We start from the raw sequence: 25,831 nt of genomic DNA, 5'->3' as shown, positions 1-25,831 counted from the left end.
TCTATCCGATCCCCGCGAACTGCCCGAGGCGACGGCCGCGCCTCAGCGATAGGCGACCGTCGCCGCCTTGCCTTTCACATAGCTGATCGAGCCGCCCTGGAACGCCTGCACACACGACGTCGCCGAGCACGTCTCCACACCCGCCGGCCACCCGAGCTTTCCACGCAACCATCCCGCCTTGCTGTACGCGGTCATGATCGTGTTCGACGACGCGAACGTCCCCGCCACCGACGAATGGACCCACCCACCGGAGAACTTCTGCGCCATACCGCCACCGTTCGGGTCCGCCACGAGCGAAGGTACGGGATCGACAGCTCCGCCGAGCGCGACCGCACTGCTGGTTGGATCAGCGCGAACCTTCGCGATGGCCGCGGCCGAGACACCCACCGCACTCGTCGGCTCAGCGGTGCCCGTGAACGAGAGGACACCCCCGGCGAACGCCTGGGTACACGAAGCGCCCGTGCACACCTCAGCGCTCACCGGCCATCCGAGTGAACCCCTCACCCAACCGGCCTTGCTGTATCCCGACATCATCCGCGTCGAGGTCGCGAACGCACCCTTTGCAGAAGAGTGGATCCACCCACCCCGGAAGCTCTGCGCGACCCCGTCGCCGTTCGGATCCGTCACCTTGGACTCCGCACTCGTGGGCCATCCCAGCTTCCCCCGCAGCCACCCCGACGCGCTGTACTCCTTCATCGACGCGTTCGACGTCACGAACGCCCCGGCCGCCGACGCGTGAATCCACCCGTTCGCGAACTGACGGACGAGACCATTGCCCTGCGGATCCGACACCACCGTCAACTGCCCGACCGGCGCACCCAGCGCCCCCGAGCTGCCGCCCTGCGCCGCGAACACCACATCGATCGCGTCCGCCTCGACGCCCACCAGCGGAACCGCCGCCTTCCCCTTCTGATAACCGATCGAGCCGCCCTGGAACGCCTGCACACACGACGTCGCCGAGCACGTCTCCACACCCGCCGGCCACCCGAGCTTTCCACGCAACCATCCCGCCTTGCTGTACGCGGTCATGATCGTGTTCGACGACGCGAACGTCCCCGCCACCGACGAATGGACCCACCCACCGGAGAACTTCTGCGCCATACCGCCACCGTTCGGGTCCGCCACGAGCGAAGGTACGGGATCGACAGCTCCGCCGAGCGCGACCGCACTGCTGGTTGGATCAGCGCGAACCTTCGCGATGGCCGCGGCCGAGACACCCACCGCACTCGTCGGCTCAGCGGTGCCCGTGAACGAGAGGACACCCCCGGCGAACGCCTGGGTACACGAAGCGCCCGTGCACACCTCAGCGCTCACCGGCCATCCGAGTGAACCCCTCACCCAACCGGCCTTGCTGTATCCCGACATCATCCGCGTCGAGGTCGCGAACGCACCCTTTGCAGAAGAGTGGATCCACCCACCCCGGAAGCTCTGCGCGACCCCGTCGCCGTTCGGATCCGTCACCTTGGACTCCGCACTCGTGGGCCATCCCAGCTTCCCCGCAGCCACCCCGACGCGCTGTACTCCTTCATCGACGCGTTCGACGTCACGAACGCCCCGGCCGCCGACGCGTGAATCCACCCGTTCGCGAACTGACGGACGAGACCATTGCCCTGCGGATCCGACACCACCGTCAACTGCCCGACCGGCGCACCCAGCGCCCCCGAGCTGCCGCCCTGCGCCGCGAACACCACATCGATCGCGTCCGCCTCGACGCCCACCAGCGGAACCGCCGCCTTCCCCTTCTGATAACCGATCGAGCCGCCCTGGAACGCCTGCACACACGACGTCGCCGAGCACGTCTCCACACCCGCCGGCCACCCGAGCTTTCCACGCAACCATCCCGCCTTGCTGTACGCGGTCATGATCGTGTTCGACGACGCGAACGTCCCCGCCACCGACGAATGAACCCACCCGGCGTCGAACTGCTGCGCGGTCCCGTTGCCGTTCGGGTCCGTGACGGCCGTGGGCGTGGTCTTCGGGTATCCGAGCTTTCCCCCGAGACCGCCCTGAGCCGTGTACTCCTTATACACCTCACCGTAGACCTGTCGCGCGCCGAGCGCCTTCGTCCAGGTGATGATGCCGTTGACGTACGTCACGGTGCACCGCGCGGTCGTTGCCGTACAGGCCGGAGTCGTCTTCGCGGCGCCGAGAACGCCGGTCGCCCCGCCGAGCGAGGTGTGCAGGCGACGGATGTCGCCGAGCGGGTCCACCACCGGCTTCTGGGTCGAGCCGAACCAGTCCGTGAAGTAGTTGTAGAAGTTCCGGTTACCGTACGCGGAGCACCCGTCACCCTTTCCGTAGCCGGCCCGCAGCGCTGCGGCGTTCGGCTGGTACGGCGTGTAGTAGTACAGCGCGGACGTCGCCTTGTTCGCGACGTAGACCGGCGAGGATCCGCAGGAGCTGTTCGGGTTGTAGAGGATGTTCCAGGTGCGCCCCGGCGCGTACCACTGGAACCACTTGCCCTCCATGTAGATCTGCATCTGGCGCGCGGCGCCGTAGATCTGGTGGAAGAAGCCGATGTAGTTCGGGTCGCACGGCGCGGTGTCCGGGCAGCCCTGCCCGAGCGCGATCCGGTACCGCCAGGCGCTCGGCCAGGTGTGGGTCACGAGCCCCTGCTCCTTCTGGAGCATGACGATGAGCACCTGCGGGTTGATGTTGCAGGCCTGGGCCACGCGATAGATGATGCGCGCAGCGGACTCGTTCGCAGCACCGGAGTATCCGCTGCAGTACTGGTCCCCCGGACGGGTGACCGTGTTCATGCGGAAGTCCTTGAGACAGACGATCGGCTCGTTGTTCTCGTCCCGTCCGCCGAGGCAGCGGGAGACCTTGCTGTTGAAGAAGGTCTGGATCTGCGCTTCGGTCATCGTGCTCTTGTTGGTGAACACGGCGTCGCTGATGATGTTGCCCGGCGTGAACCCGACCAGAGTGGTCTTGGCCAGCCCGGTCTGCGCGGGATCGGCGGCGGTACGTGCGACGGTCGGTGCGACGGAGGTCGCGGCGGAGGCGGCGGTGGCGGGGACCACCGTGCCGATCACCAGGGCGGAGGCAGCGAGGAAACAGGTGAGAAGGCGGGTGACCTTCGTGGTGTTTCGAGAGCGTGGGGCACGTCGAGACATGTGACCAGTGTGACGGAAGTTGCGGGATGATGCCACTGTTGCCACGGAAATGCGATCAGCCCTCGGCGTGTCGCGTGGATGCGAAGCTGGCGTTCAGGTGTTCAGAGGTCTGCGTGCAGACTCCACACGCGCTCCGCCGCACTCGCCCAGGAGAACGCCCGCGACCGGTCGGCGGCGAGCACGCGCAGGCGCTCCCTCCCTGTCGTCGCCGCGTCCTCCACGGCCTCCGGCAGAGCACTCTCGCTGACCACCGCTCCCCCGTCGGCGAGGACGTCGTGATGACACCCGGACTCCACGGCGACCACGGGCACGCCGAGCGACATCGCCTCCACAGCGCGCCACGGCCACCCGGAGACGGCATCGGTCGACACGAAGACGCGCGCCCCGGCGACGACGGCGGCGCGATCCGAGACCTCGAGCGTCCCCCGGATGTGCGCGCGCCGCTCGGGCAGCCCGGCGGCGGCGGCGATCTCGGCGATTCGCGGTTCCGCCCCCTCGGCCGCTCCGATCACCACGGCGTCGAGGTTCGCCGCGACGGCGCCGCGGAAACCGGCGGCCAGCGCGTCCTCCGGCCCGGAGAGGACGAGGTAGTCCGCGGGGACACCGAGGTCGTCCCGACGCGAGGCGACGTCCGCGGGACGCAGGAGGTCCTGAGGTGGCGCGCCGGCGATGACGCGGATGCGGTCACCGAGCTTCGCGAGACCGGACAGGCGCTCCGCCATGGAGTGGGACGGAACGACCACGGCATCTGCGTGTTTCACGGCACGTCGGAGCATGCCTCGTTGCCAGGCGACGGCGCCGCGCGACAGCTGAGACGGCGCCTCCCAGGCCCGCAGGTCCCACAGCGTGACGGTGGTCTGATCGTTGTCGTGCACCCGGTCGTGGCGGATCAGTGGGGCGAGCAGCGTCGGCGCGTGGATGAGGCCGCCGCCGACGCCAGGGGCGATACCGAGTTGCCAGGACGCGGCGAGCTCGCGCCGTCCGACCGCGAGCGTGCGCACTTCTCCGATCCCGCGGAGCGGCACCTCTGCCCCCGAGGGCACGATCGCATCGACCGTGCAGTTCGGCGGCGCCGTCTGGACGAGCCCGGCGGCGAGATCTCGCGATGCCGCCGCCTGATCGGGGTCGACGACGTGCACGAGCTGATCCAGAACAACACGCAGTCGAGCACCCATGCGATCAGGCTAGCCGCGGGATGCCGACGACCCCGGGAGCGCATCACCTGTCCGCACCGCTACTCAGCGTTCCCACAGCATCGGGAGCGCGCCCGGCAGCTTCGCCGTGCTTGAATGCCAGGGTGAGCGATGGTCGCCTTCCCGTCCGCCGCCGATGGGTCGGGTGGACCGTCGGCCTCGTCCTCGTGCTCCTCGTCCTCGCACTGGGCTGGGTCACGGTGCGCGGCATCGGCGCGGTCGACAACCTGCAGCAGATCGCGAAGGCGACCAGTCAGCTCAAGCAGTCCATCGCCGACGGAGATCTCGACGGGGCGGCCCCGATCGCCGACCGCATCTCCCGCAACGCGGAGTCGGCCCGGTCGCTGACCGGGGACCCGGTCTGGCAGGCCTTCGGGGTGCTGCCCTGGATCGGGCCCAACTTCCGCGCGGTGAGCGATGTCGCCGAGATCGCCGACGACGTCTCCACGGACGCGCTCGGTCCGCTGCTCGACGTCGCCGCCGACGTCGACATCACGAGCCTCGGCTTCTCGGGCGGGGCGATCGACCTCGCCCCTTTCGCGACCGTCGAGAAGCCACTCGGCACCGCGAGCTCGGCCTTGGCTGCCGCGGAGGAGCGGGCGCGGCGCATCGATGCCGACGCCACCCTCCCCCCTCTGGCCGACGCCGTCCGGGAGATGCGCGGAGCCGTCACCCAGGCTGCGACGGCCGTCGGCGCGCTGCACGGCGCCTCCGTCCTGCTGCCGACCATGCTCGGGGGTGAGGGCCCGCGCACCTACGTGCTCGCGATGCAGAACAACGCCGAGCTGCGGTCATCGGGCGGCATCATCGGATCGATCGCGCTCCTGCGCGCGGAGAACGGCAAGGTCACGCTGCAGCGGCAGGCGTCGACGCGCGACTTCCCCCCGCTGGACACGGCGCTCCCGCTCAGCGACAGCACCGTCGCGCTCTTCGAGGACCGCCCCGGCCGCTATCTGCAGAACATCACCAGCATCCCCGATTTCCGGGAGGCCGGGCAGACCATCGCCGCCCGGTGGGAAGGGCGGTACGGGGGAAAGGTCGACGGGGTGATCGCGGTGGACGCCGTGGTGGCCGCGCACCTCATGCGGGCCACCGGAGACCTGTCCTTCGGGCCGTTCACGGCGACCGCGGAGACCGTGACCGACCTGCTCCTCTCCGAGATCTACGCAGCGATCCCCGATCCCGCGGCTCAGGACGCGATCTTCGCTCAGGCCGCCGGCGGACTGTTCTCGGCTGCTCTGTCCCATGCCGAGCCGCAGGCCCTCGTCCGCGCGCTCGCCGACGCCGCCGGCGAAGGCCGCATCCGGATCTGGAGCGCGCATGAGGCGGAGGAGTCGCTCCTCGCCGCCAGCGCGCTCGGCGGCGCCATGCCGCAGGATGACGAGGACGCCGCGGTGGTCGGCGTCCTGATGAACGACGGCACCGGCGGGAAGATGGACTATTACACCCGCGCGTCCATCGCGACGGCGGTGGGCACCTGCGCAGGGGTGCCGACGACCCAGGTGCGCGTCACGTGGTCGAACACGGCCCCCGCCGACGCCGCCACCTCCCTGCCCCCGTACGTCACCGGCGACGGCGTGTACGGCGTGCCGGCCGGCAGCGTGCGCACTCTGATCGCCGTCTACGGTCCGGAAGGCGCCCTGCCTTCGCACATCGACCGGGACGGCTCGGAAGAGGGCGTGCAGACGACGACCATCGGCGATCGCTCCGTCGTGCAGCACGAGGTGCTCCTCGCCCCCGGCGCCTCCACGACGATCACCGTGGAGTTCCAGGGCGACGGCGCCGGAGCACGTCTCACCGAGGTCGAGCACACCCCGCTGATCGTGGGTCCGAAGCTGACCCGCGACACCCTGCAGTGCGGCTCGTGACAATCGCCGACGGATGAGGTACTGTCATCTCACTGGGGAATAACCGGGGTCCGTGAACCTGCCGTGGGGGCAGAGGATCTCGCGCAGTCGGACGCAGGGGTGTGTCCGGAGGCGATTCCGCGTGAAATTCTGGGGAGAAATCATGCTGAAGAAACTGGCTGCCATCAGCCTTACCGCTGGCGCGCTCATCTTGGCCGCGCCGACCGTCGCCTCTGCGGCACCGAGCGACTCCTACCCCTCGCCTCCGGGCGCGAAGGTGGGCGACGCGATCATCGACACCTGTGAGGTCTCGACCGTCGCCTTCGGCGCCGGGTACTTCGAGCCCTCGGAGACCGTCGGAGTGTCCGTCTCGGGGCAGAACGCCGGCGCCGCCGCCATCTCGGGCAACACCGCCGCATCCGACGGCAGCCTGAGGGTCACGTTCCGCCCGCCCTCCGACGGGCAGGGGGCCTACGCCCTCGACTTCGCCGGTTCTCGGGCATACACCGCCACGGTGACGGTCTCGCACGGGAACGCCGCCGCTTCCAGCTGCGACCACGACCCCGGCACCGCTGCTCCCGCCGGGACCGAGCTGCCGCTCACGGGCGGCACGGAGCTCGCCCTCACCGGCGGATCGGTGTCGCCGTGGATCGTCGGCGGCGCCGCAGTCGCTCTGGTCGCCGGTGGTGGCCTCGTCGCCGTCGGAGCCGCGCGCCGCAAGCGCGCCTGAGTCGCGCGCCGCACGCGCGCCTGAGCCAGGTCGCCGCCTTGTGCGGTGGCCGGCTGGACGACGGTGATCCCTCCCCCTCCGATCACCGTCGTCTGGCGAATCCGGTCATGCACCGGACGGCCCACGGGCGATGTTCCCGGGAACATCGCCCGTGGGCTGCGTCGTCCCCCGCGGACTCACGGGGCGGGGGTAGGGGTCTCCGTCGGCGGATGCAGTTTCTGCTGCATGAGCTCGTGGATGAAGTCGTAGTTCGGGTCGAACTCGTCGACACCGTTCTCCGGCGTCAGTTCGACCGTCTGGACCGGCTGCTCCTTGGCCTTGAGCATGAGATCGAAGAACTCCGGCAGCTTGCCCTGCGGAAGATCCGTGTCGATGAGCGCCGTGCCCGCGGCAGCCACCTCGTTGAAACGCGTGAGCACGGTCTGCGGCGTGAACTGGGCGAGGATCGCCTCCTGCAGCTCGCGCTGCCGCTTCATGCGGTCCCAGTCGCTGGTCGTGTACCGCGAGCGGGCGTACCACTGCGCGGTGTCGCCATCCATGTGCTGCTGCCCGGGCTCGATCCACCCGATCGCCCACTCGTTCACGTCGGTCCCGGACCACCCCTCGGGCGGACCGCCCTTGGGGAGGCGCTCGGTGACGGCGATGTCCACGCCGCCGAGGGCGTCCACGAGGTCGGCGAAGCCGTGCATGTCGACGAACACGTAGTACGGGATCTCGATGCCGAGCACGCCCTCCGCGGCGTCCTTGGTCGCCTCGATGCCCGGTGCCGAGCCCGTGGCGTCCGCGTCCGGATAGAGCCCGGTCCCCTTGTCCTCCCGGCACACCTCCGCGGCGTTGCGCACATGGTTCATCCAGCCGTTCCAGCCGCAGGTGGACGAGCCCTGTCCCTGGAAGCCGTCGGGATACAGCTCCTGCATCGGGCTGCCGTCGCTGAACGGCGCATGCGGGAGCTCACGGGGGATGCCGGTGATGGTGACCGCGCCGGTCTCGGCATTGACGGAGACGACGGAGATGCTGTCGAACCGCATCGAGTCGCGACCGTCTCCACTGTCCGCGCCGAGCAGCAGGATGTTGTAGTAGCCGTCGCTGGGTGGCAGGCTCGGCCCACTCTGCCCGAAGATGGCCCCGACGCTGCCCCGCACCGAGCCCACCGCCGTGGCCGCGTACCCGGTCATGCCGCCGACCAGCCCCAACAGGAGGAGGGCGACGACCGGGAGGACGAAGCGCGACGGCGCGGGGACCTTGACCAGACGGACGAGCCGGAGCGTGTCGAAGGTGAGGACGATCCAGAGCACCACGACACCCACGAGCAGCACCTGCACGAGGGTGAGCAGTACCGCCGAGACGAAGCCGCCGCCGATCGTGAGCCAGAGGAAGACGGGGCGCGCGAACAGGGCGAGGGCGAGGGCGAGGACGGCCAGGACCCACGTCGTCAGCGTGACGCCGAGTCCGAACCTGCCCAGGCGGCGATTGCCCGCGAGCACCTGCGCGGAGCCCGGGATGAGGAGGTTGAGCCCGACGAGCCACCAGGCACGCTTCGACATGAGGCCCGGATCGGCCGGGTCCGGGTGTCGCAGCGGCCGCGTCTCGATGAGCGGACGTCGTGTCGCGCGCGGGGGCGCAAGGGTCACAGCGAGCCCTTCAGCCGATCGTTCTTCTCCTCGACCTGCGCCTCGAGGTCGGCGGCGTAGGCCTCGACGCGGTCCGCCAGATCGTCGTCCGCGGCAGCGAGGATCCGGGCCGCGAGCAGGCCGGCGTTGCGCGCGCCGCCGATCGACACCGTCGCGACCGGGATACCCGCGGGCATCTGCACGATCGACAGCAGGGAGTCCATGCCGTCCAGGTACGCGAGCGGCACGGGGACGCCGATGACCGGGAGCGCCGTCATCGATGCGAGCATGCCGGGCAGGTGGGCGGCACCGCCGGCGCCCGCGATGATGACGCGCAGGCCACGAGACCGCGCCTCACGCGCGTACGACATGAGCTTGTCCGGCGTGCGGTGGGCCGAGACCACCTCGACCTCGTGAGGGATCCCGAAGTCGGTGAGCGCTTGGGACGCGTCGCTCATGACGCGCCAGTCGGAGTCGGATCCCATGACGACGCCGACCAGAGGAGCGGCGGAGGAGTGCAGTGGCTCGGTCACCAGATCAGGCTACGGTCTCGCGCTGGGAGAACCCCCGAGCGGCACACGTCTTTTCCGTGTGCCGCCGCGGGAATCCTCAGGCGAAGGCCGCTGCGGCGGCCCTGGCCTCGTACACCGCGTCGTCGAGGTCGTCCCCGGCGACGTTCACGTGCCCCACCTTGCGGCCGGGCCGCGGCGCCTTGCCGTACGTGTGGATCTTGGCATCGGGGTGCGCGGTCATCGCCGCCTCGAAACGGTCTCCGAGAGTGCCGTCCGTCGGGCCGCCGAGGATGTTCACCATGACCGACCATGCCGCGCGGGGCTGGGTGTTCCCCAGGGGCAGATCCGCCACGGCACGCAGATGCTGCTCGAACTGTCCGGTGACGGCTCCGTCCTGGCTCCAATGTCCGCTGTTGTGCGGTCGCATGGCGAGCTCGTTCACGAGGATGCGCTCGTCGTCCGTCTCGAAGAGCTCGACCGCGAGCATCCCGGTCACGCCCAGGCCCTCCGCGATACGACGGCCGATGTCCTCAGCGACCTCGGCGAGACGCTCGGTCGCCGCGGGCGCCGGGGCGATCACCTCGGCGCAGACGCCGTCGCGCTGCACCGTCTCGACGACCGGATACGGGATCATCTCTCCCCCGGGTCGGCGTGCGACCTGCTGGGCGAGCTCACGGACGAAGGGGACGAGCTCCTCGACGAGCAGGGCGTCAGAGCCCTGCAGCGTATCGAGCCAGTCCTGCGCTTCGGCGCCCGAGCGCACCACCCGCACACCCTTGCCGTCGTACCCGCCCCGCGGCGTCTTGACCACCGCGGCACCGTCGTGCTCGTCGAGGAAGCGTTGCAGGTCGTCAGCGGAGCGGACCGGAGCCCACTCGGGCTGCGGCACGCCGAGCTCCGCCAGCCGGGAGCGCATGACGAGCTTGTCCTGGGCGAACTGGAGCGCATCCGGGCCGGGGTGCACGGCGACGCCCTCGGCGACGAGAGCGCGGAGCACGTCCTGCGGCACATGCTCGTGGTCGAACGTGATGACGTCGACGTCGGCGGCGAAGGCACGCACGGTCTCGAGGTCCCGGTAGTCACCCACCGCTGTGGCGGCGAGGCCCGCGGCCATACCCTCCTCTTCGGCGAGCACCCGCAGATCGAGACCGAGCTCGACCGCCGGAGCGATCATCATCCGTGCCAGCTGTCCTCCGCCGATCACGCCCACGCGCAGCGCCATGTGCCGCCTCCATTCGTCATGCCCATTCTTCCGCACGCGCGAGCGCCCGGGGAACGCAGGTGCGCCCCGGACGGACCGGGCACGTCGGCCGAGCTCAGGCGAAGTCGTCGCCGCTCGCCTGGGCGTCGCGGTGGGCGAGGATCTGACCGACCTCGATCTGGTCGGCGAGGGTCTCGTGCACGAGGGTGACGTTCGGCACGTTCACCAGACGCAGAGGCGCGTCCACGCCGTTCGAGAGCGTGATGGTCCCGCAGCCCCACATCCGCTGCAGCGGGCCGCGACGGACGCCGATCGTGTAACCGCGTGCGTGCGACATCTCGCGGCGGTTGCGCGCACCCAGGCCCTGGGCGGCGATGACGCGACGCGTCGTGATCGTCGTCGTACGGGAGTACCAGACGATGAAGGGGATCACGACGGCGACGAGGACGACGGTCCCCGCAGCCGCGAGCAGCATCCAGTCCTCGAAGCCGGCCAGCAGGTTGCCGTAGAAGTAGGCGGTGGCCCCGAAGACGGCGATGAGCACGAGCGCCGACCAGAAGAGCCGACGCGCGTGGCCACGGAAGCGCGCGATCAGCAACTCCTCGGCGGGAGTGCCGGGCGGCGGCATCAGCGGGCGTCCGCCGAGCGTCACGGGCTGGGTCACACCCCCATTGTGCCCGGGATCGCCGACAACATCGTCCGTGCGGCGGCGTGTCCCCGCCTCACGCGGGGCGGACGTGCACGACGTCGCCGGCCGAGACCGCGTGCACGGTGCCCTCCGCCTCGACGCGCAGGCGTCCCTCGGGGTCGATGCCGACGGCCGTGCCGTCGAGCAGGGAGCCGCCGGGGAGCGAGACCCGCACGGCCTGTCCCACCGTCGCGCACCGTGCGGCGACCGCCGCATGGAGACCGCTCGCGATCGCGTCGTCCGCCGCGGTGAGCGCGGTCAGGTGACCGTCGAGCGCCGAGAGGTAGGAGCGGAGCAGCTCGTCCTCGTCGACGACCACGCCGTGCACCGCGAACGAGGTGGCCGTGGGCACCGGAAGCTGCGTCGCGGTCATGGACGTGTTGACCCCCGCGCCGACGATGACAGCGTGCGGGGTCGCCTCGGCGAGGATGCCGCAGATCTTGCGGCCGTCGACGAGGACGTCGTTCGGCCACTTGAGGGCCACGGTGGCGGCGGGCAGCTGCGCGGCGACGGCCTCGGTCATGGCCGCTCCGGCGGCGAGCGGGATCCAGCCTCGCGCCGCGGGTTCGGCGGGCAGATCGCGGAGGAGGACGCTCACCGCAAGCGCCGACCCCGCCGGGGCCACCCACCGGCGATCCAGTCGCCCCCGTCCGGCGGTCTGGTGCCGGGTCAGGAGGACCGAGAAGTGCGGCCAGCCGTCGGCGTCGTCCGCATGCCCACGGAGGTCGGCGTTGGTCGACCCCGCCGCGTCGACGACCTCGAGACGCGGTGCGAGCGCGGCGGAGCGCGGGAAGTCGCCGCTCATACGTCCTCGTCGTCGGCTTCGTCGTCGTCATCGTCCGCGTCACCGCGGACGGCGCCGATCTCGCGGTCGCGCCACCGCTCCCACTCGCCCATGAGACGGTCGACGGCCGCGTGGAACTTCTGCGTCGCGACACCGGGGGTGGTGTCGCCGAAGTAGTGGCGCACCCACATCTGCAGCCGCGCGACGGCCGCCTCGTCCTGCCGCACGCGCTCCACCTCGGCGACGATGTCGTCCGCCGCCTCCGCGGACAGCCACTCGCAGTCCGAGAGGTAGCCGGTGGTGTCGACGGCGGCCTCCTCGTCGACCGGTCGCGTGATCATGAGCGGCTTTCCCGCCGCGAGGCGGTCGTACACCATGGCCGAGATGTCCACGACGGCGACGTCGGCGGCGGCCAGCTGCCATCCGAGCTCTGGACCGTCGTCATACACGTGCTGGGCGGTCGGATCGGCCGCGTTCGCGGCGGCGATGGCCGCGATGATGCGCCTGTGCGCCGCCCCGTAGGCCTCGTCGACGACACCGCTTCGCGGGTGCGGACGGTAGATGACACGGTGCTCCCCCGTCGCGAGGAGTCGCGCCACGAGGCGCTCGCCGTGCGAGGCGATGGAGCCGTAGTGCGCGCTGGGCCGGTCTCCCTCCCAGGTCGGCGCGTACAGCACGACGAGACGGTCGTCCGGTGTGTACGGGAGCGAGCCGGAGTAGTGGTCCGCCTGGGGGCGTCCGATCTCGATCGTCCGGCTCTCCACGTCGTAGTCCCACAGCGTCCGCGACAGCCGGTCCCTCGCCGCCTGACCGGCGACGAAGGCGTAATCGTAGGCCTTGTACTGATTCGTGGTCATGTACATCTTGTCGGACTCGCCGTGGTTGATGAACACGTGCCACCGGCGGCCGTACCGGAACATCTGGAAGTTGCGGGTGTTCTGGTTCACGTACAGCACCACGCGGATGTCCTGCGTGGCCAGGAAGCGCTCGAGATCGCGCACCTTCGGCACGAAGGCGACGGGCGGGCCGTCCTCCTCGAGGAGCTTCTCCGCGCCGGTCGCCTGGCGTGCCAGCACCACGACGGGCCACCGCTCGGCGAGCGCGGCCAGCGGGCGGTACCACTGCCGCATCTGGTACATGTTCACGGCGCCGTCCGCGAAGTACACCGCGACCTGGAAGTGCTCGGCCGGGTACGGCACCTGATCCGCCAGCCGGCGGCGGACGCGCTGCACCGCCGAGCGCGAAGCGAGCGCCCGCTGCAGGAGACGGTAGGCCTTCTTCGCGTCAGACAGTGCACCCATCCCTCCAGGATAGTTCGTCCTGTCCCGGCATCCGCGGCGGCGGACAGGCGGACGCCGCCTGAGAGAGAGCGGCAGGAGCGGCGTGACATGATCGACGTGTGCCAGCCAACGGATCCCCCACCCCCGTCACCGGGGTGTCCTTCGTGATGCCGGTGCTCAACGAACGCGCCTACCTGGAGCACGCCGTCGCATCGGTGCTCGCCCAGGAGGTCGGCGTCCCCGCCGAGCTCATCCTCGCGCTGGGACCGTCATCGGACGGCACCACCGCCCTCGCCCGCCGACTGGCCGCGGCCGACGACCGGATCCGTCTCGTCGACAACCCGGCCGCGCACATCCCGGTCGGCCTCAACGCCGCGATCCGGGCCAGCCGCTACCCCACGGTCATCCGGGTCGATGCCCACTCCGAGCTCGCTCCCGGCTACGCGGCCAGGGCCCTGCAGACCCTGCAGCGCACGGGGGCCGCCAACGTCGGCGGCGTCATGCACGCCGAGGGCCGGACGCCCTTCCAGAAGGCCGTCGCCCGGCTGTACAACTCCCCCGTCGGCCTCGGCGGCGGGGCGTATCACGGCGGACGCGTGGAAGGAGAGGCGGAGTCCGCCTACCTCGGCGTGATCCGTCGGGACGTCCTCGACGAGGTCGGTCTGTTCGACGAGACGATCCGCCGCGGCGAGGACTGGGAGCTGAACCTGCGCATCCGCCAGGCCGGGCACCGCGTGTGGTTCGACCCCGAGCTGTCGGTGACCTACTGGCCCCGCGAGAGCTGGCTGCGCCTGGCCAGGCAGTTCCGCGCGACCGGCGCCTGGCGAGGGGAGCTAGTGCGGCGCTTCGGTCGTCGCAACGGTCTTCGTTACTTCGCGCCGCCGGTCCTGCTGCTGTTCGTCGCGCTCGCCGTGGTCCTCGGGGCCTTGCAGCTCTCCGGTGCGGTGTCGGGAACCGCCTCCCTCATCGCCTCGTGCCTGGTCTACGTCCCGCTCGCGCTCTACGTGCTACTCGTGGTCGGCGTGGCCCTCGCTCCCGGCGGGGGCGGCGTGCGGCAACGCCTGTGGACGCTCCTCGTGCTGCCCACGATGCACCTCTCGTGGGGTCTCGGCTTCCTCGGCGGCGTGCTGCGCGGAGCCGGCGACACGGTGGACGCGTCCCGGCTCGGCACGCGGAACACCCCCCTGCCCTGACGTCCGACGACTACGGCGTGACGAATCCGAGGTCGAGGATCCGGTCGACCACCCGCTGCGCGGCCCGACCGTCGTCGAGGGTGTTGAACTGCCGCTGCCAGGCGGCATAGCGCTCGGCGTACCTCTCCCGGTGCCCCGCATCCTCCAGCGCGGCCACGAGTTCGTCCTGCGTACGGAGCAAGGGCCCCGGCGCCCGCTCCGCCAGATCGAAGTAGAAGCCGCGGAGCTGACCGCGGTAGTGGTCGAGGTCGGGCACGAGGAAGTACATCGGCTTGCCGGTCACCGAGAAGTCGAACATGACGGAGGAGTAGTCCGTGACGAGGGCGTCGGCGGCGAGCAGGAGCTGCGACGTCTCGGGGTAGCCCGTCACATCGATCACCCGGGCGCCGGCGCGATCCCTGCCCTCGCCCAGCGTGCGCGAGTGGCCGCGCACCAGCACGACGGCGTTCGTCTGCCGCGCGAGGAGTTCGGGATCGACGAAGTCGACCATCTCCGCCCGGTCGTCGCGCCAGGTCGGGGCGTAGAGGAGGACGCGCTCGTCGGCCCCGATGCCGAGCGCCGCGCGGACGGCGACCGGGTCCCCGGTACGCAGCGCATCGTTGCGCGGATAGCCGTCGACCCAGATCGGCCGCCCGAAGAACGCATAAGCCTTGCGCAGGATCCGCGCGGCGTACGTGTTCTGCGCGAGCAGCACGTCCCACCGCCGGGACTCCTTGACCACCGCCGCCATCCGCCGGGGATCGAACCCGGGGCGGTGCAGCGCCAGACGCTTGAGGGGCGTGCCGTGCCAGGTCTGCAGCACCTTCTGCCCGGGCTTCCGCGCGAAGCGCCGTCGCAGCCAGTCGTTCACGACGAGCAGGCGCGCGGCCCCGCGGGCGTGCCACCATTCCGGGCTGCCCTCGATCACGGCGATCGCTCCGTCCGGCACCTCGACCGACAGGTCGGCGACGCTCCAGTACCGGCGCACTCCCGGCGCGCGCCGTGCGAGCTCCCGATCGATGGCGCGCGGGTTGCAGCCGACGCTCCGGCCGTAGAAGCTCTCGAAGAACACGGCGTTCTCGGTGCCGCCTGCCTGCGCCACGTAGCGCTCCTCGAGCGTGGAACGCCCCTCGGCGGTGTCGTACACGGGGTCCACGGGCGCCGCGATGTGGACGACGGCACCGTCGACGGCGATCCGCACCCCCGGGAGGAGCACCGGCGCGAGACGCAGCTCGGCCGGATCGACGCCGTCGATCCGCAGGTCGTACTCCCCGGACGGCAGAGGCAGCTCCGGACCGCCCCATCGCGACGCGCGGAGCGCGAACGTCGCCTTCCAGGTCTTCCCCCCACCGGTGAGGCGGGCCTTCACCCGCGCCCGCGGTCCGGTGAGCTCGGCGCTCTCCGGACGCTGCCCGGTCCCTGCGATGACCAGCGCCTGTGCCGTGTCATCGATGCGGGCCGTCGTCATGCTGCTCCCTTCGGCGCGGGGACCCCCCGCGCACGGATCGCCCGGTATACCCGACGAGTGTTCTGACCGTCACGGAACGCGTGCATCTCCGCGCTGAGCGTAGCGGAACGCCCGGCGGCCTCGTCGAACGCGGCCGCATCGCCGAGCAGCGACGCCAGCCGGACGAGGGCGTCTTCCCACCCCGTGGCGACGCCGGACGCGGCGACCTCCTCGAAGCGGCCGTAGAAGCCGCGGGTGCGGGCGTACTCGGCGACATCCGGTGCGAGGAAGACGACCGGCAGGGCGAGGAGCCCCACGTCGTACGCGAGCGACGAGTAGTCCGTGATGAGGATGTCGACGGCGGGCAGCACCGGCGTCACATCGCTGACGACCGTGCTGGGCAGCGCCCGCACCCGCGTCGTCGGCACCGGCGGCGCGTAGCTGCCGTCGCCGAGGGGGTGGGAGCGCACGAGGAGAGCGGCATCGTGGTCTTCGAGCACCCGGATGATCCGCACCCATTCCTCGGCCGTCGGGACGGAGGGGTCGGGAGCGCCGTCGCGCCAGGTCGGCGCGTAGAGGACGATCCGGTCGGTGTCGCCGATCGCGCCCACGGCCTCGGCGAGCAGCCGCCGTGCATGGGCGCGGCGTTCCTCGGGCGAACCGCTCGAGAGCACGTCGACGCGCGGCTCCCCGGTCACCACCACGCGATCATCGCCCAGCCCGAACGCGGACTCGAGGCGTGCTCTGGCGCGGTGCGAGGCGGCAGGGAGGACCCGGATGCGCTGCGCGGCACCCCGGTACATCCAACCGACGAGCCGACGCAGGACCGGCGCACCGGGCACGGCCGGCACCTGGGTCGTGGCGGGAGAGTCGAGGCCGATGCGTTTGAGCGGGATGCCGTGCCAGAGTTGCACCACGAACGCGCCGCCGTTGCCGTAGCGGTTCACGTCGCCGAGGCCGTGGGTCACGATCAGCACCCCGGCGCGCGCGGTCGCCCACCAGCCGCGCAGACCGCCCCGTGGCACACTCCGCAGACCGAGGGCCGCGGCGTCCGCCGCTTCGCGCGGGGACCCGGCCAGCCACAGGGTGTCATGGCCCGCCTCCGCTGCGTACCGCTGCAGGGCGAGGGCGCCGTCCCCGACGCCGGCGCCGCATCCGAAGACCCAGCGCGGACCGCGCGGCACGAGAAGGGTGCCGAGACGGCCGAGGGCGTACAGCGGGATCCGGAGCAGCTTGGCCGCGTTGCCGGTGCCGAAAGAGAAGGACGCCACCCGGCGAGCCTATCGCGCAGGTGGCGTCCTTCTCTGACGTGGGGATCAGCCGGCGAGCGTGCCGAGCGTCACCTCGATGTCGCTCTCCTTGCCGTCGCGGACGTAGGTCACGTCGGCCTTGCTGTCGGCGGCCGCTGCGCGCACCTGCGCCGTGAGATCGGTCGCGCTCGTGATCGGGACGCCGTTGAAACGCGTCACGACGTCACCGGCCTGGAGACCGGCGGCCTCGGCGGCGCCCCCGTCGGTGACCTCGGCGATGTAGGCGCCGGCCACCGTTGCGCCCTCGACGCCGGAGGCATCGCGGACCGAGGCGCCCAGGAGGCCGTGCGTGGCCGCGCCATCGGCGATGATCTCATCAGCGACGCGCTGGGCGATATTGGACGGGATCGCGAAGCCGATGCCGATCGAACCCGACTCCTCCGAGTTGCCCGAGCTCGCGATCGCGACGTTGATGCCGATCAGCTCGCCCTTGCTGTTGACGAGGGCACCGCCGGAATTGCCGTGGTTGATCGCCGCGTCGGTCTGGATCACGGCGATCGAGATCGACTCGGTGGCCTGCTGCCCGCTGTTGCCGGGCAGATCGAACTGGAAGGGCCCCTCGCCCTGGCCGTCCTCCGGTGCCTGCTCCTGCGGGGCGTCCTCGGAAGAGGAGTCGGGCAGCGCGGAGGAGGCGATCTGGATGCTGCGGTTCAGCGCGCTCACGATGCCGGTGGTGACCGAGTTGGCCAGGCCCAGCGGGGCGCCGAGCGCCACGGCGGTATCGCCGACGTTGAGCTTCGACGAGTCGGCGAACTCGATCGGAGTCAGGCCCTCGGCGTCCGTGAGCTTGATCACCGCGAGGTCGTAGATCGGGTCGGTGCCGACCACGGTCGCCTCGTAGATGCGGCCGTCGGAGGTCGTGACGCGGATCGTCGGATCAGCCGCCGCGCCGCCGAGGGTCACGACGTGGGTGTTGGTGAGGACGTAGCCGTCCTTGCTGATGATGACGCCGGAGCCGCTGCCGGCCTCCTGCGACCCGGCCACCTCGATGGTGACGACGGAGGGAAGCGCCTCGGTCGCGACCGCGGTGGTCTCGTTGACCGAGCCGGGGTTGTTGACCGTGACGGTCTGCGGTCCCTGCGCCGTGCCGGAGGACGGGGAGTCCTGCAGCCCGGTGAGCAACGCGCCTCCGCCGAAGCCGGCGACGCCGCCGACGAGGGCGGCTGCGACGATGAACGCCGCGACGCGGGTGCCGCCGCGCGACTTCTCCTTCGTCGCGGTCGGGGTGCCCTCGGCCGGCGGCACCGTGCCGTCGAGCGGCCGGGTGTCGTGCGCCGGGACGCCGAATGCGGCGCCGGGGACGCCCGCCGCGGCGGGACCGGGCGCGGCCAGCCCGTGCGGCACGGGTGCCACGGTCGGGGCACCGGCGGCGTGCGACGCGAACGTCGGCGGCATGTGGTGGCCCTGCGGGGCGACCGGGGCGGAAGCGGCCGGGGTGCCCGTGAGGGTGCCGTCGGCGGCCGGAGACGGCGCGCTCGGCGCGGCCTCGGGGGTCTGAGGGGTCTGGGGGGTCTGGGGGGTGTGTCCGGCCGACACGGCGTCGTCCGACGCCGGTGCCGGGCGGTCCTGCGGGTTGTCCTGGTTCATGGTGTGCTCCTTCAACGCTCCTCCAGGATGCCCCGCATCCCTGTGCGTTCCTTATGCCGAGCTTGAGTTTCAGCTATGGCCTTAGCCTGTTCTTCATGAGTGTCATCCCCGGCGCATGGCGTCGCACGGCGGCCGGCGCCGGTCTGCTCGACGCGGACGGTACCGTCGCGCCCACCATCTTCGCAGAGATGTCCGCCGCGGCGGTCAGAACCGGCTCCATCAATCTGGGGCAGGGCTTCCCGGACGAGGACGGCCCGGAGGTGGTCCTCGCCGCCGCACGCGCCGCGATCGCCGAGGGCGTCAACCAGTACCCGCCGGGGCGCGGCTCCCCCGATCTCCTGCAGGCGATCGCCGAGCATCAGCAGCGGTTCTACGGGCTCGCCGTCGACCCGGGCACCGAGGTCATCGTGACGGCCGGGGCGACCGAGGCGCTGACGGCGACCCTGCTCGCGCTCATCGACGGGCCGGAGGACGAGGTCGTCGTCTTCGAGCCCTACTACGACTCGTACGCCGCGGCGGTCGCGCTCGCGGGCGCTCGGCTCCGGACCGTGCCGCTGCGGGCGCCGGACTTCCAGCCCGACCTGCAGCAGCTCGCGGAGGCGGTCACGGATCGGACGCGGATCATCCTCGTCAACGACCCGCACAACCCCACGGGAGCGGTCTTCGACGAGGAGGTCCGCCGGGAGGTCGTGCGTCTGGCCGAGAAGCACGATGCCGTGATCGTCACCGACGAGGTCTACGAGCACCTCACCTTCCGCGGCCCGCACGTGCCCATCGCCACGCTGCCCGGCGCTGCGGAGCGGACGCTGACCATCTCCTCGGCCGGGAAGACCTTCTCGACCACGGGGTGGAAGATCGGCTGGGTGCACGGCCCCGCCGCGCTCATCACGGCCGTGCTGACGGTGAAGCAGTACCTCACCTACGTCAACGGCGCGCCTTTCCAGCCCGCCGTGGCCGTGGGCCTGCGCCTCGACGATGCGTTCTTCGCCGATGCCGCCGCCCTGCTCGCCCGCAAGCACGCGATCCTCGGCGACGGTCTGCGCGCGGCCGGCTTCACCGTCCATGCCCCACAGGGCGGCTACTTCACGGTGGCCGACGCGACGGCTCTCGGCGGCGCCGATGCGGCGGCCTTCTGCCGCGCGCTTCCGGAACGGGCCGGGGTCGTGGCGATCCCCCTCACCGCCTTCGTGTCCCCCGCGCGACGCCCGGCGTACGCGGGCCTCGTCCGCTTCGCGGCGTGCAAACGCGTCGATGTGCTGGAGGAGGCGGCCGCCCGTCTCTCCGGTCTGCGCGCCTGAAGCGGGTCGGTCAGCGCGGGACCACGTCGTAACGCCGTGCACGCAGCGAGGGGTTCGTCTCCCGGACCCTGGTGATCGCCGCTCCGTCGACCACTCCGAGTGCCACCCCCGGCTCGGGCCCGACCCCCGCGCGGACGACGCCCTGCGGGTCCACGATGCGCGAGTGCCCCACGCCGATCGGCGCCGGGTGGTCGGCGGCGATGACGAACACCGTGTTCTCGATGGCCCGCGCGGCGAGCAGCGTGGTCCAGTGGTGCTCCTTGAGCGGCCCGCGCACCCATTCCGCCGGCACCACGAGCGCGTCGGCACCGGCGACCGCGAGGCGCCGCGACAGCTCGGGGAACCGCAGGTCGTAACAGGTCATCAGCCCGAAGCGCAGACCTCCGAGCTCGAAGACCGCGGGCTCGCCGATCTCCCCCGGCTCCACCCAGTCCGACTCGCTCTGCCCGAACGCGTCGTACAGGTGCTGCTTGCGGTAGACCGCGAGGATGCCGTCGCCGCGCACGGCGACGACCGTGTTGCGCACGCGCCCCTCGTCCGAGGCCTTCTCCGTGACGCCCGCGACGATGACGACGGCGAGCTCCGAGGCCAGGCCGATCAGTCCGGTCACGAACTCACCGTCGAGACCCTCCGCATTCGCCGCGAGGCGTTCGTCCATCGGATCGACGAAGAAGCTCGAGTACTCCGGGAACACGATGAGCTTCGCCCCCAGTCGGGCGGCGTCCGTCGCGAGCTCGGCGATCCGCTCCCTGTTGGCCTCGCGCGAATCGGTGGGAGCGAACTGGCACACGGCGACGGGGACGGCGGCGTTCTCAGGCATGACGCCATCCTCTCGCACCCGTCGCTGCCGCGCTCGATTCGACGCCTTTCCAGATCCGTGATAAGTTATCTCTTGTGCCGCGGGGTGGAGCAGTTCGGTAGCTCGCCGGGCTCATAACCCGGAGGTCGCAGGTTCAAATCCTGTCCCCGCAACAAATGGAAGGCCCTCTGGCCGGGAGAAATCCCAAGCCAGAGGGCCTTTCGCATGTGGCGGGAGCCGACCTCTGGGAGTATCGAGGGGTGAGCCGACCGGTCGACATCGATGCAGCCGTGGTAGCTGAGCTCGTCGAAGAGCAGTTCCCCCGCTGGGCGCACCTGCCCGTCCGCGCCGTGGCGCGTCAGGGGTGGGACAACAGGACTTTCCGCCTGGGTGAGGATCTGTCGGTTCGCCTTCCCGTTGCCGAGTCCTACGCGACGGCCGTGCAGAAGGAGAGCAGAGCGCTCGAGTTCCTCGCCGGACGGCTCCCGGTCGCCGTTCCCTCCGTCGTTGCGCTCGGCGAACCCGGCCGCGGCTATCCGTTTCCGTGGTCCATCCGCCGGTGGCTCGACGGCGACACGGTCGACCGCGTCGCGGGGCTCGATCGTGTCCGCCTCGCCGTCGATCTCGGGGGCCCCCTCCGCGTCCTGAGGTCTCTTCCCGTGCACGCGGGGCAGGCCGCCGGCCGGCACTCGTTCTTGCGCGGTTCGCATCCGAGCGTCTACAGCGATGACGTCCACGCCGCGCTGCAGCGGCTGGACGACACCGTGGACACGGAGAACTGCCGGAGCGTCTGGCTCGCGGCGACGAGCAGCGTCTGGGAGTCCTCGCCCGTCTGGTTCCACGGCGATGTCGCCGTCGGGAACCTCCTCATCAGCGACGGCAGCCTGTCGGCGATCATCGATTTCGGCACCTGCGGCGTCGGCGATCCTGCCTGCGACCTCGTCATGGCGTGGACGTACTTCGAGGGGGACGCGCGTGACGCGTTCCGCGACGCTGTCGGACTCGACGACGCGACGTGGCGACGGGCTCGCGGCTGGGCGCTCTGGAAAGCCCTGGTGACGCTCTCGAGCGGGTCAGGACCGGGCGGAGACGACAGCCGACGCGTGCTTCACGAGGTGCTGACCAGCCCGCTCTAGGCCGCGGATGCCGTCCCGCCGGTCAGCGGACGACGGCGGTGGGCGCGACGAGCGCCGCGAGGACCTCGTGGCTGATCGACCCGAGCAGGAACCGGGCGACGGCCCCCCGCCCATGTGAGCCCACCACGGCGAGGCTCGCGGTGGCGGCCGCCCGGTTGATGACCTCGGACGGGTACCCGCGCTCGACCCGGGGCTGCAGCTCGAGATCCGGATACGTCTGGCGCAGCCCGGCGAGAGCGACGGCGAGAGTCTCTTCGGCCAGCTCCTGCATGGAGGAGAGGTACTGCTCGGGATACGACCTCGCTCCGCGCGGAAGGGGCACGGGCGTCCATACCGTCACCGCGATGAGGGGCTCGCCGAGGCGGTCGGCTTCGGCAGCGGCGAAGGCGACGGCGGCTTCCGAGATCGGCGACCCGTCCACTCCGACGACGACACCGCGGCGGTCTCCCGCCTCGATGTCCGGGATCACCACGACGGGGCAGGACGAGTCGGCGACGATGCGCAGCCCGTGCGCCCCGCGCCGCGGGCTGTCCGCGTCATCGGGTCGGAAGTCGCTTCCGATCACCAGGAGGTTCGCGCCCGCGGTGGCCGAGACGAGCTGGCGGACCGGGTCGCCGCGGAGCACGACGATGTCGACGTCCAGGCCCTGGGCCTTCAGCGTCTCCGCGTGCTCCTCCAGCAGACTCCGGGCAGCCGCGATCGCCGCGTCCACCACAGCGCCCTCCCCGACGGCACCGACCGCTCCCCCGACGACGCTCGCGAGGAGCAGAGTGGCCTTCCGCGACCGTGCGCGATGCGCGGCCCACTCCAGTGCTCGTCGTCCCGCCGACGTGTCCACCACTCCTACAACGATGCGCTCAGCCACGGCGACCTCCCTGTTCGCCTCCACCCTCCCATGCCATCCCCTCCTCGCGCGACGGTTCGTCCCGGACAAAACCCTCCGCCGCTCAGGCACTCGCGCCAGATCAGGCTTCCTACCAGGAGGGCGCCTGACCTCGCGCGCCCGCCTGCTGCCGCGAGAACGCCTGTCCCGGCGCGCCACGCGCGCACGCAGGCACCCGCGCGACAGCAGGCAGGCCTGCAGGATGTCGCCTGAAACGGCGCGAGCGCCTGATGCGGCGGACACGCGTCAGGGACGCGGGAGTGGCGGGGAATGCGAAAGGGCACCCCGTGGGGGTGCCCTTTCGTGTGCGCAGGAAGATTACTCTGCGGCGGCCTCCAGCTCCAGGAGCTTCTCGACGGCCGCGGTGAGCCGCTTGTCCGCCTCACCGAACTTCTCCAGGTCACCCTCGGTGAGGGCCGCCTGGCGGTCGAGGAGCGCCTGCTGCGCCTTCGCCAGGGCGTCGGCCTGCTCATCCGTCGGCGTCGGCGTGGTCGGCGTCTCCCCCGTGTCGGGATCGGTCGCCTCCGGGTCGGTGGGTTCGACCTCGTCATCGCCACCGGTCGCGCCGGAGTCGCCGCCGAACAGCGTGTCCAGCGCCTCGGTGAGGGTGTTCTCGAAGGCCACCCGGTCACCGAAGGCGACGAGCACCTTCTGCAGACGCGGCAACTGCGTCCCCTCGGACGACTGCACGTAGACCGGCTGGACGTAGAGCAGACCGCCACCGACGGGCAGGGTCAGCAGGTTGCCGTAGATGACCTCGGACTCCCCCTGCTGGAGCAGGTTGAGCTGCGGCACCACGGCCGTGTCCGAGTTGTAGGTGTTCTGCACCTGGCCGGGACCGGGCACCGTGGTATCGGTGTCGATCTCCAGCATGCGCAGCTGCCCGTAGCCTTCGGCCTTGACGCCCTTCTCGGCGCCCGCATCCGAGTCGACGGCCAGGTAGCCCATCAGCACGTCGCGGCTGCCGCCCGCGCCCTGGGAGGCGGGGATGAACGTCGAGAACATCGAGAACCGCGGTTCCTCCTGCCCTGGCATCTGCATGGTCAAGTAGTACGGCGGCTGCAGCATCGCGTCGCTGCGCGGGTCGTTCGGCGTCTGCCAGCGGTTGTCCTGCTGGGCGAACGAGCCGGCCTTGTCGACGTGGTAGATGCCGAGGATGTCGCGCTGCACCTTGAACAGGTCGGTCGGGTACCGGACGTGGCTCATGAGCTCGCCGGACATCTCGCTGATCGGCTTGAGGGTCGACGGGTAGACCTTCTGCCAGGTCTTCAGGACCGGGTCCTCCTCGTCCCAGGCGTACAGCGTGACCGAGCCGTCGTAGGCGTCGACCGTGGCCTTGACCGAGTTGCGGATGTAGTTGATGTCGTCGATCGCGAGCGACGGCGTCGGCACGTTCGAGTCGGCGATCGCGTCGGACAGGCTCACGCTCGTCGAGTACGGGTACGTCGAGCTGGTCGTGTACCCGTCCACGATCCAGACGATGCGGCCGTCCACGACGCTGGGGTACGGGTCGCTGTCGAGCTCGAGGTACGGCGCGACCTTCTGCACGCGGGTCTTCGGGTCGCGGTCGTAGAGGATCTGCGAGTCGTCGTTGACGAGGTTGGAGAAGAGGATCTGCTCCGACTGGAACTTCAGCGCGTAGAGCAGCTTGGTGAAGCTGTCGCCGATCTTCGGTCCGCCGTTCCCGGAGAACGTGGTCTTCGTCTCGCTCGAACCGTCCTTGCCCCGCGGGTAGTCGATCTCGACCGGGTCGGCCCCCTCGGGGGCGCCCACGATGGAGTACTCCGGGGAATTCTCGCCGAAGTAGACCCGCGGCTCGAAGTCGCCCTGCTCGGACAGGAAGCCCGAGGTCGGGATGCCGCGCTCGAGGAAGACGGGCTCGCCGTCCGTCGTGCGCTGGTTGCCGGCCGCGGCGACGAGACCGTAGCCGTGCGTGTAGACCGCGACGCGGTTGTTCCAGTTGTCACCGTCGCCCAGACCCGACATGTCGAGGTCACGGACGGAGACGACCGTGTCCTGCTTCACGCCGTCGATCTCGTAGCGGTCGACGTCCATGGTCGTCTGGAACTGGTAGTAGCCGCGGTACTGCTCGAGCTGGCGGACCGTCGGCGGGATGACCTTCGGGTCCATGATGCGGATCGACGCGGTGGTCTCCGCGTCGGCGCGGAGCTGACCGGCCTCGGCGTCCGTCTCAGCCTCGAAGGCCGTGGTCTCCAGGTCGGCGACGCCGTAGGCCTCCTTCGTGCCGTCGATGTTCCGCTGGTAGTACTCGGCCTGATAGGCGTTCTGGTTCGGCTTCACCTGGAAGGTCGTGACCACCCACGGGTAGCCGATGCCGATGACCAGCGAGGCCACGATCAGCAGCGCGGTCGCCGCGAGGGGGAAGCGCCAGCGGCCGATGACGGCCGTGATGAAGAACAGGATGGCGACGACGGCGGCGATGATCGCGAGGATGCCGAGGCCGGGGATGGTCGCGTTGGCGCCCGTGTAGGCGGCACCGGTGATCCGGTCGTCCGGTTCGACGAGGGTCTTGTAGCGGTCCAGCCACAGGCTCGCCGCCTGCACGAGCAGGTACAGCCCTGCGATGACCGCGAGCTGGATGCGGGCCGGCTTCGAGATGCGCAGCTCGCCCTGGCCGATGCGCACGGAGCCGTAGAGGTAGGACACGAGCGCGGTGACGAGAAGGCTCAGCAGCAGGACCGCCGAGACGAACGCGAGGAGGATCGAGTAGAACGGCATCGCGAACATGTAGAAACCGGTGTCGACGCCGAACTGCGGGTCGACCTCACCGGTGGCGACGCCGTTGGCCCACAGCCACACGGTCTTCCAGTTGCCGGCCGCCGCGAATCCCGCGAAGAGGCCGAAGAAGATGGGCATGCCCCACATCGCGAGGCGCCGCAGCGGCTCGATGACCTCCTGGTAGCGGTCGAGCTGGGAGCTCAGCCGCACGTAGACCGGACGGAGCCGGTAGGCGAGCTGGATGACGACGAACAGCGGAACCGCCATGCCGAGGAAGCCGATGACGAACATCACCGCCGTCGCGATCCACTGCGTGGTGAGCACGCCGGTGAACCCGACCTGGTCGAACCAGAGGAATTCGGTGTAGAGCGACGCGAAGACGAAGAACGCCGCGATGAGCGCGGCGATGATCACCAGGGAGATGCCGAGGATGCGTCGGGAGGTTCGAGGCGTGGCCGGGGGCTGGGCTGGGGTCGAGGTCACCCCTCCATCCTAGGCA

The 25,831-nt window shown here is 70.8% G+C and carries 20 protein-coding genes, 1 tRNA gene and 1 pseudogene; 6 read left to right on the top strand and 16 right to left on the bottom strand.

From position 1 onward, the window contains the following. Positions 1-42: 42 nt before the first annotated feature. The 4 genes and pseudogenes from MICNX66_RS05865 to MICNX66_RS05855 form a co-directional block, all read right to left on the bottom strand. A complete protein-coding gene (locus tag MICNX66_RS05865; protein ID WP_232089210.1) occupies positions 43-1,314 on the bottom strand; it encodes an LGFP repeat-containing protein in 1,272 nt (423 codons plus the stop codon). 75 nt (positions 1,315-1,389) lie between these two features. After that, positions 1,390-1,461 (bottom strand): annotated as a pseudogene (locus MICNX66_RS17050) (hypothetical protein); the annotation flags it as partial. Next, the gene (locus tag MICNX66_RS05860) at positions 1,458-3,116 is read right to left on the bottom strand and encodes an LGFP repeat-containing protein (RefSeq protein ID WP_187663688.1); all 1,659 of its coding nucleotides are present in this window, start codon (positions 3,114-3,116) and stop codon (positions 1,458-1,460) included. The gene MICNX66_RS05860 and the pseudogene MICNX66_RS17050, both read right to left, overlap by 4 nt. A 101-nt stretch (positions 3,117-3,217) precedes the next feature. Beyond that, a complete protein-coding gene (locus MICNX66_RS05855) occupies positions 3,218-4,291 on the bottom strand; it encodes a glycosyltransferase (RefSeq protein WP_187663687.1) in 1,074 nt (357 codons plus the stop codon). 122 nt (positions 4,292-4,413) lie between these two features. Here MICNX66_RS05855 and MICNX66_RS05850 point away from each other — a divergent pair, with 122 nt between their 5' ends. Together MICNX66_RS05850 and MICNX66_RS05845 are read left to right on the top strand one after the other, a co-directional pair. Then, complete coding sequence (locus MICNX66_RS05850) at positions 4,414-6,177, top strand: DUF4012 domain-containing protein (RefSeq protein ID WP_187663686.1); 1,764 nt, start codon at positions 4,414-4,416, stop codon at positions 6,175-6,177. A gap of 142 nt (positions 6,178-6,319) precedes the next feature. Continuing rightward, positions 6,320-6,886, top strand: a complete 567-nt coding sequence (locus MICNX66_RS05845; RefSeq protein WP_187663685.1) for a hypothetical protein — start codon at positions 6,320-6,322, stop codon at positions 6,884-6,886. 176 nt (positions 6,887-7,062) lie between these two features. Here the strand turns inward: MICNX66_RS05845 and MICNX66_RS05840 are convergent, their stop codons facing one another. The 6 genes from MICNX66_RS05840 to MICNX66_RS05815 form a co-directional block, all read right to left on the bottom strand. Next, complete coding sequence (locus tag MICNX66_RS05840) at positions 7,063-8,517, bottom strand: LCP family protein (protein WP_187663684.1); 1,455 nt, start codon at positions 8,515-8,517, stop codon at positions 7,063-7,065. Beyond that, the gene (gene purE, locus MICNX66_RS05835; protein ID WP_187664126.1) at positions 8,514-8,981 is read right to left on the bottom strand and encodes a 5-(carboxyamino)imidazole ribonucleotide mutase; all 468 of its coding nucleotides are present in this window, start codon (positions 8,979-8,981) and stop codon (positions 8,514-8,516) included. Before purE ends, MICNX66_RS05840 begins: the two co-directional genes overlap by 4 nt. Before the next feature lie 124 nt (positions 8,982-9,105). Then, positions 9,106-10,230, bottom strand: a complete 1,125-nt coding sequence (locus tag MICNX66_RS05830; protein WP_187663683.1) for a 5-(carboxyamino)imidazole ribonucleotide synthase — start codon at positions 10,228-10,230, stop codon at positions 9,106-9,108. Between the two features lie 94 nt (positions 10,231-10,324). Continuing rightward, the gene (locus MICNX66_RS05825) at positions 10,325-10,837 is read right to left on the bottom strand and encodes a PH domain-containing protein (protein ID WP_187664125.1); all 513 of its coding nucleotides are present in this window, start codon (positions 10,835-10,837) and stop codon (positions 10,325-10,327) included. Between the two features lie 94 nt (positions 10,838-10,931). Further along, positions 10,932-11,702: a biotin--[acetyl-CoA-carboxylase] ligase gene (locus MICNX66_RS05820; protein ID WP_187663682.1), complete on the bottom strand. Its 771-nt coding sequence runs from the start codon at positions 11,700-11,702 to the stop codon at positions 10,932-10,934. Further along, positions 11,699-12,982 (bottom strand): CDP-glycerol glycerophosphotransferase family protein, encoded by a 1,284-nt coding sequence (locus tag MICNX66_RS05815; RefSeq protein ID WP_187663681.1) that lies wholly within the window; start codon positions 12,980-12,982, stop codon positions 11,699-11,701. The genes MICNX66_RS05820 and MICNX66_RS05815 overlap by 4 nt, the downstream gene beginning before the upstream one ends. A gap of 146 nt (positions 12,983-13,128) precedes the next feature. Here MICNX66_RS05815 and MICNX66_RS05810 point away from each other — a divergent pair, with 146 nt between their 5' ends. Then, on the top strand, positions 13,129-14,154 hold the full coding sequence (locus MICNX66_RS05810; RefSeq protein WP_187664124.1) for a glycosyltransferase: 1,026 nt from the start codon (positions 13,129-13,131) through the stop codon (positions 14,152-14,154). Between the two features lie 10 nt (positions 14,155-14,164). Here the strand turns inward: MICNX66_RS05810 and MICNX66_RS05805 are convergent, their stop codons facing one another. Genes MICNX66_RS05805 through MICNX66_RS05795 form a run of 3 tightly spaced genes read right to left on the bottom strand, consistent with a single transcriptional unit; the run spans position 14,165 to position 18,477 of the window. Beyond that, entirely contained in the window at positions 14,165-15,601 is a 1,437-nt protein-coding gene (locus tag MICNX66_RS05805; RefSeq protein ID WP_187663680.1) for a CDP-glycerol glycerophosphotransferase family protein, read from the bottom strand. Continuing rightward, entirely contained in the window at positions 15,598-16,851 is a 1,254-nt protein-coding gene (locus MICNX66_RS05800; protein WP_187663679.1) for a CDP-glycerol glycerophosphotransferase family protein, read from the bottom strand. The genes MICNX66_RS05805 and MICNX66_RS05800 overlap by 4 nt, the downstream gene beginning before the upstream one ends. Positions 16,852-16,896: 45 nt before the next feature. Next, positions 16,897-18,477 (bottom strand): S1C family serine protease, encoded by a 1,581-nt coding sequence (locus MICNX66_RS05795; protein ID WP_232089209.1) that lies wholly within the window; start codon positions 18,475-18,477, stop codon positions 16,897-16,899. A 95-nt stretch (positions 18,478-18,572) separates the two neighbouring features. On the opposite strand from MICNX66_RS05795, the gene MICNX66_RS05790 reads away from it, so the two are divergent. Beyond that, entirely contained in the window at positions 18,573-19,775 is a 1,203-nt protein-coding gene (locus MICNX66_RS05790; RefSeq protein ID WP_187663678.1) for an aminotransferase class I/II-fold pyridoxal phosphate-dependent enzyme, read from the top strand. Positions 19,776-19,785: 10 nt separating this feature from the next. On the opposite strand, the gene MICNX66_RS05785 is transcribed toward MICNX66_RS05790, so the two are convergent. Further along, on the bottom strand, positions 19,786-20,595 hold the full coding sequence (locus MICNX66_RS05785; RefSeq protein WP_187663677.1) for a carbon-nitrogen hydrolase family protein: 810 nt from the start codon (positions 20,593-20,595) through the stop codon (positions 19,786-19,788). Between the two features lie 78 nt (positions 20,596-20,673). On the opposite strand from MICNX66_RS05785, the gene MICNX66_RS05780 reads away from it, so the two are divergent. Continuing rightward, positions 20,674-20,747 (top strand) — tRNA-Met (locus MICNX66_RS05780). 87 nt (positions 20,748-20,834) lie between these two features. Next, positions 20,835-21,710: an aminoglycoside phosphotransferase family protein gene (locus tag MICNX66_RS05775; RefSeq protein ID WP_232089208.1), complete on the top strand. Its 876-nt coding sequence runs from the start codon at positions 20,835-20,837 to the stop codon at positions 21,708-21,710. Between the two features lie 22 nt (positions 21,711-21,732). On the opposite strand, the gene MICNX66_RS05770 is transcribed toward MICNX66_RS05775, so the two are convergent. Together MICNX66_RS05770 and MICNX66_RS05765 are read right to left on the bottom strand one after the other, a co-directional pair. After that, positions 21,733-22,575: a universal stress protein gene (locus MICNX66_RS05770; RefSeq protein WP_187663675.1), complete on the bottom strand. Its 843-nt coding sequence runs from the start codon at positions 22,573-22,575 to the stop codon at positions 21,733-21,735. Positions 22,576-22,911: 336 nt separating this feature from the next. Continuing rightward, complete coding sequence (locus MICNX66_RS05765; RefSeq protein ID WP_187663674.1) at positions 22,912-25,815, bottom strand: UPF0182 family membrane protein; 2,904 nt, start codon at positions 25,813-25,815, stop codon at positions 22,912-22,914. Positions 25,816-25,831: the final 16 nt, after the last annotated feature.

Source organism: Microbacterium sp. Nx66, from assembly GCF_904066215.1.
GTDB lineage: Bacteria > Actinomycetota > Actinomycetes > Actinomycetales > Microbacteriaceae > Microbacterium > Microbacterium meiriae.
This window is presented reverse-complemented; position numbering and strand designations above follow the sequence as displayed.

What these genes read in the sequence shown, in the direction of transcription:
- MICNX66_RS05860 (WP_187663688.1), bottom strand. Translation starts at nt 3,116, where the DNA reads ATGTCTCGACGTGCCCCACGCTCTCGAAACACCACGAAGGTCACCCGC.
- MICNX66_RS05855 (WP_187663687.1), bottom strand. Translation starts at nt 4,291, where the DNA reads ATGGGTGCTCGACTGCGTGTTGTTCTGGATCAGCTCGTGCACGTCGTC.
- MICNX66_RS05845 (WP_187663685.1), top strand. Translation starts at nt 6,320, where the DNA reads ATGCTGAAGAAACTGGCTGCCATCAGCCTTACCGCTGGCGCGCTCATC.
- purE (WP_187664126.1), bottom strand. Translation starts at nt 8,981, where the DNA reads ATGGGATCCGACTCCGACTGGCGCGTCATGAGCGACGCGTCCCAAGCG.
- MICNX66_RS05830 (WP_187663683.1), bottom strand. Translation starts at nt 10,230, where the DNA reads ATGGCGCTGCGCGTGGGCGTGATCGGCGGAGGACAGCTGGCACGGATG.
- MICNX66_RS05825 (WP_187664125.1), bottom strand. Translation starts at nt 10,837, where the DNA reads ATGCCGCCGCCCGGCACTCCCGCCGAGGAGTTGCTGATCGCGCGCTTC.
- MICNX66_RS05820 (WP_187663682.1), bottom strand. Translation starts at nt 11,702, where the DNA reads ATGAGCGGCGACTTCCCGCGCTCCGCCGCGCTCGCACCGCGTCTCGAG.
- MICNX66_RS05815 (WP_187663681.1), bottom strand. Translation starts at nt 12,982, where the DNA reads ATGGGTGCACTGTCTGACGCGAAGAAGGCCTACCGTCTCCTGCAGCGG.
- MICNX66_RS05810 (WP_187664124.1), top strand. Translation starts at nt 13,129, where the DNA reads ATGCCGGTGCTCAACGAACGCGCCTACCTGGAGCACGCCGTCGCATCG.
- MICNX66_RS05805 (WP_187663680.1), bottom strand. Translation starts at nt 15,601, where the DNA reads ATGACGACGGCCCGCATCGATGACACGGCACAGGCGCTGGTCATCGCA.
- MICNX66_RS05795 (WP_232089209.1), bottom strand. Translation starts at nt 18,477, where the DNA reads ATGAACCAGGACAACCCGCAGGACCGCCCGGCACCGGCGTCGGACGAC.
- MICNX66_RS05790 (WP_187663678.1), top strand. Translation starts at nt 18,573, where the DNA reads ATGAGTGTCATCCCCGGCGCATGGCGTCGCACGGCGGCCGGCGCCGGT.
- MICNX66_RS05785 (WP_187663677.1), bottom strand. Translation starts at nt 20,595, where the DNA reads ATGCCTGAGAACGCCGCCGTCCCCGTCGCCGTGTGCCAGTTCGCTCCC.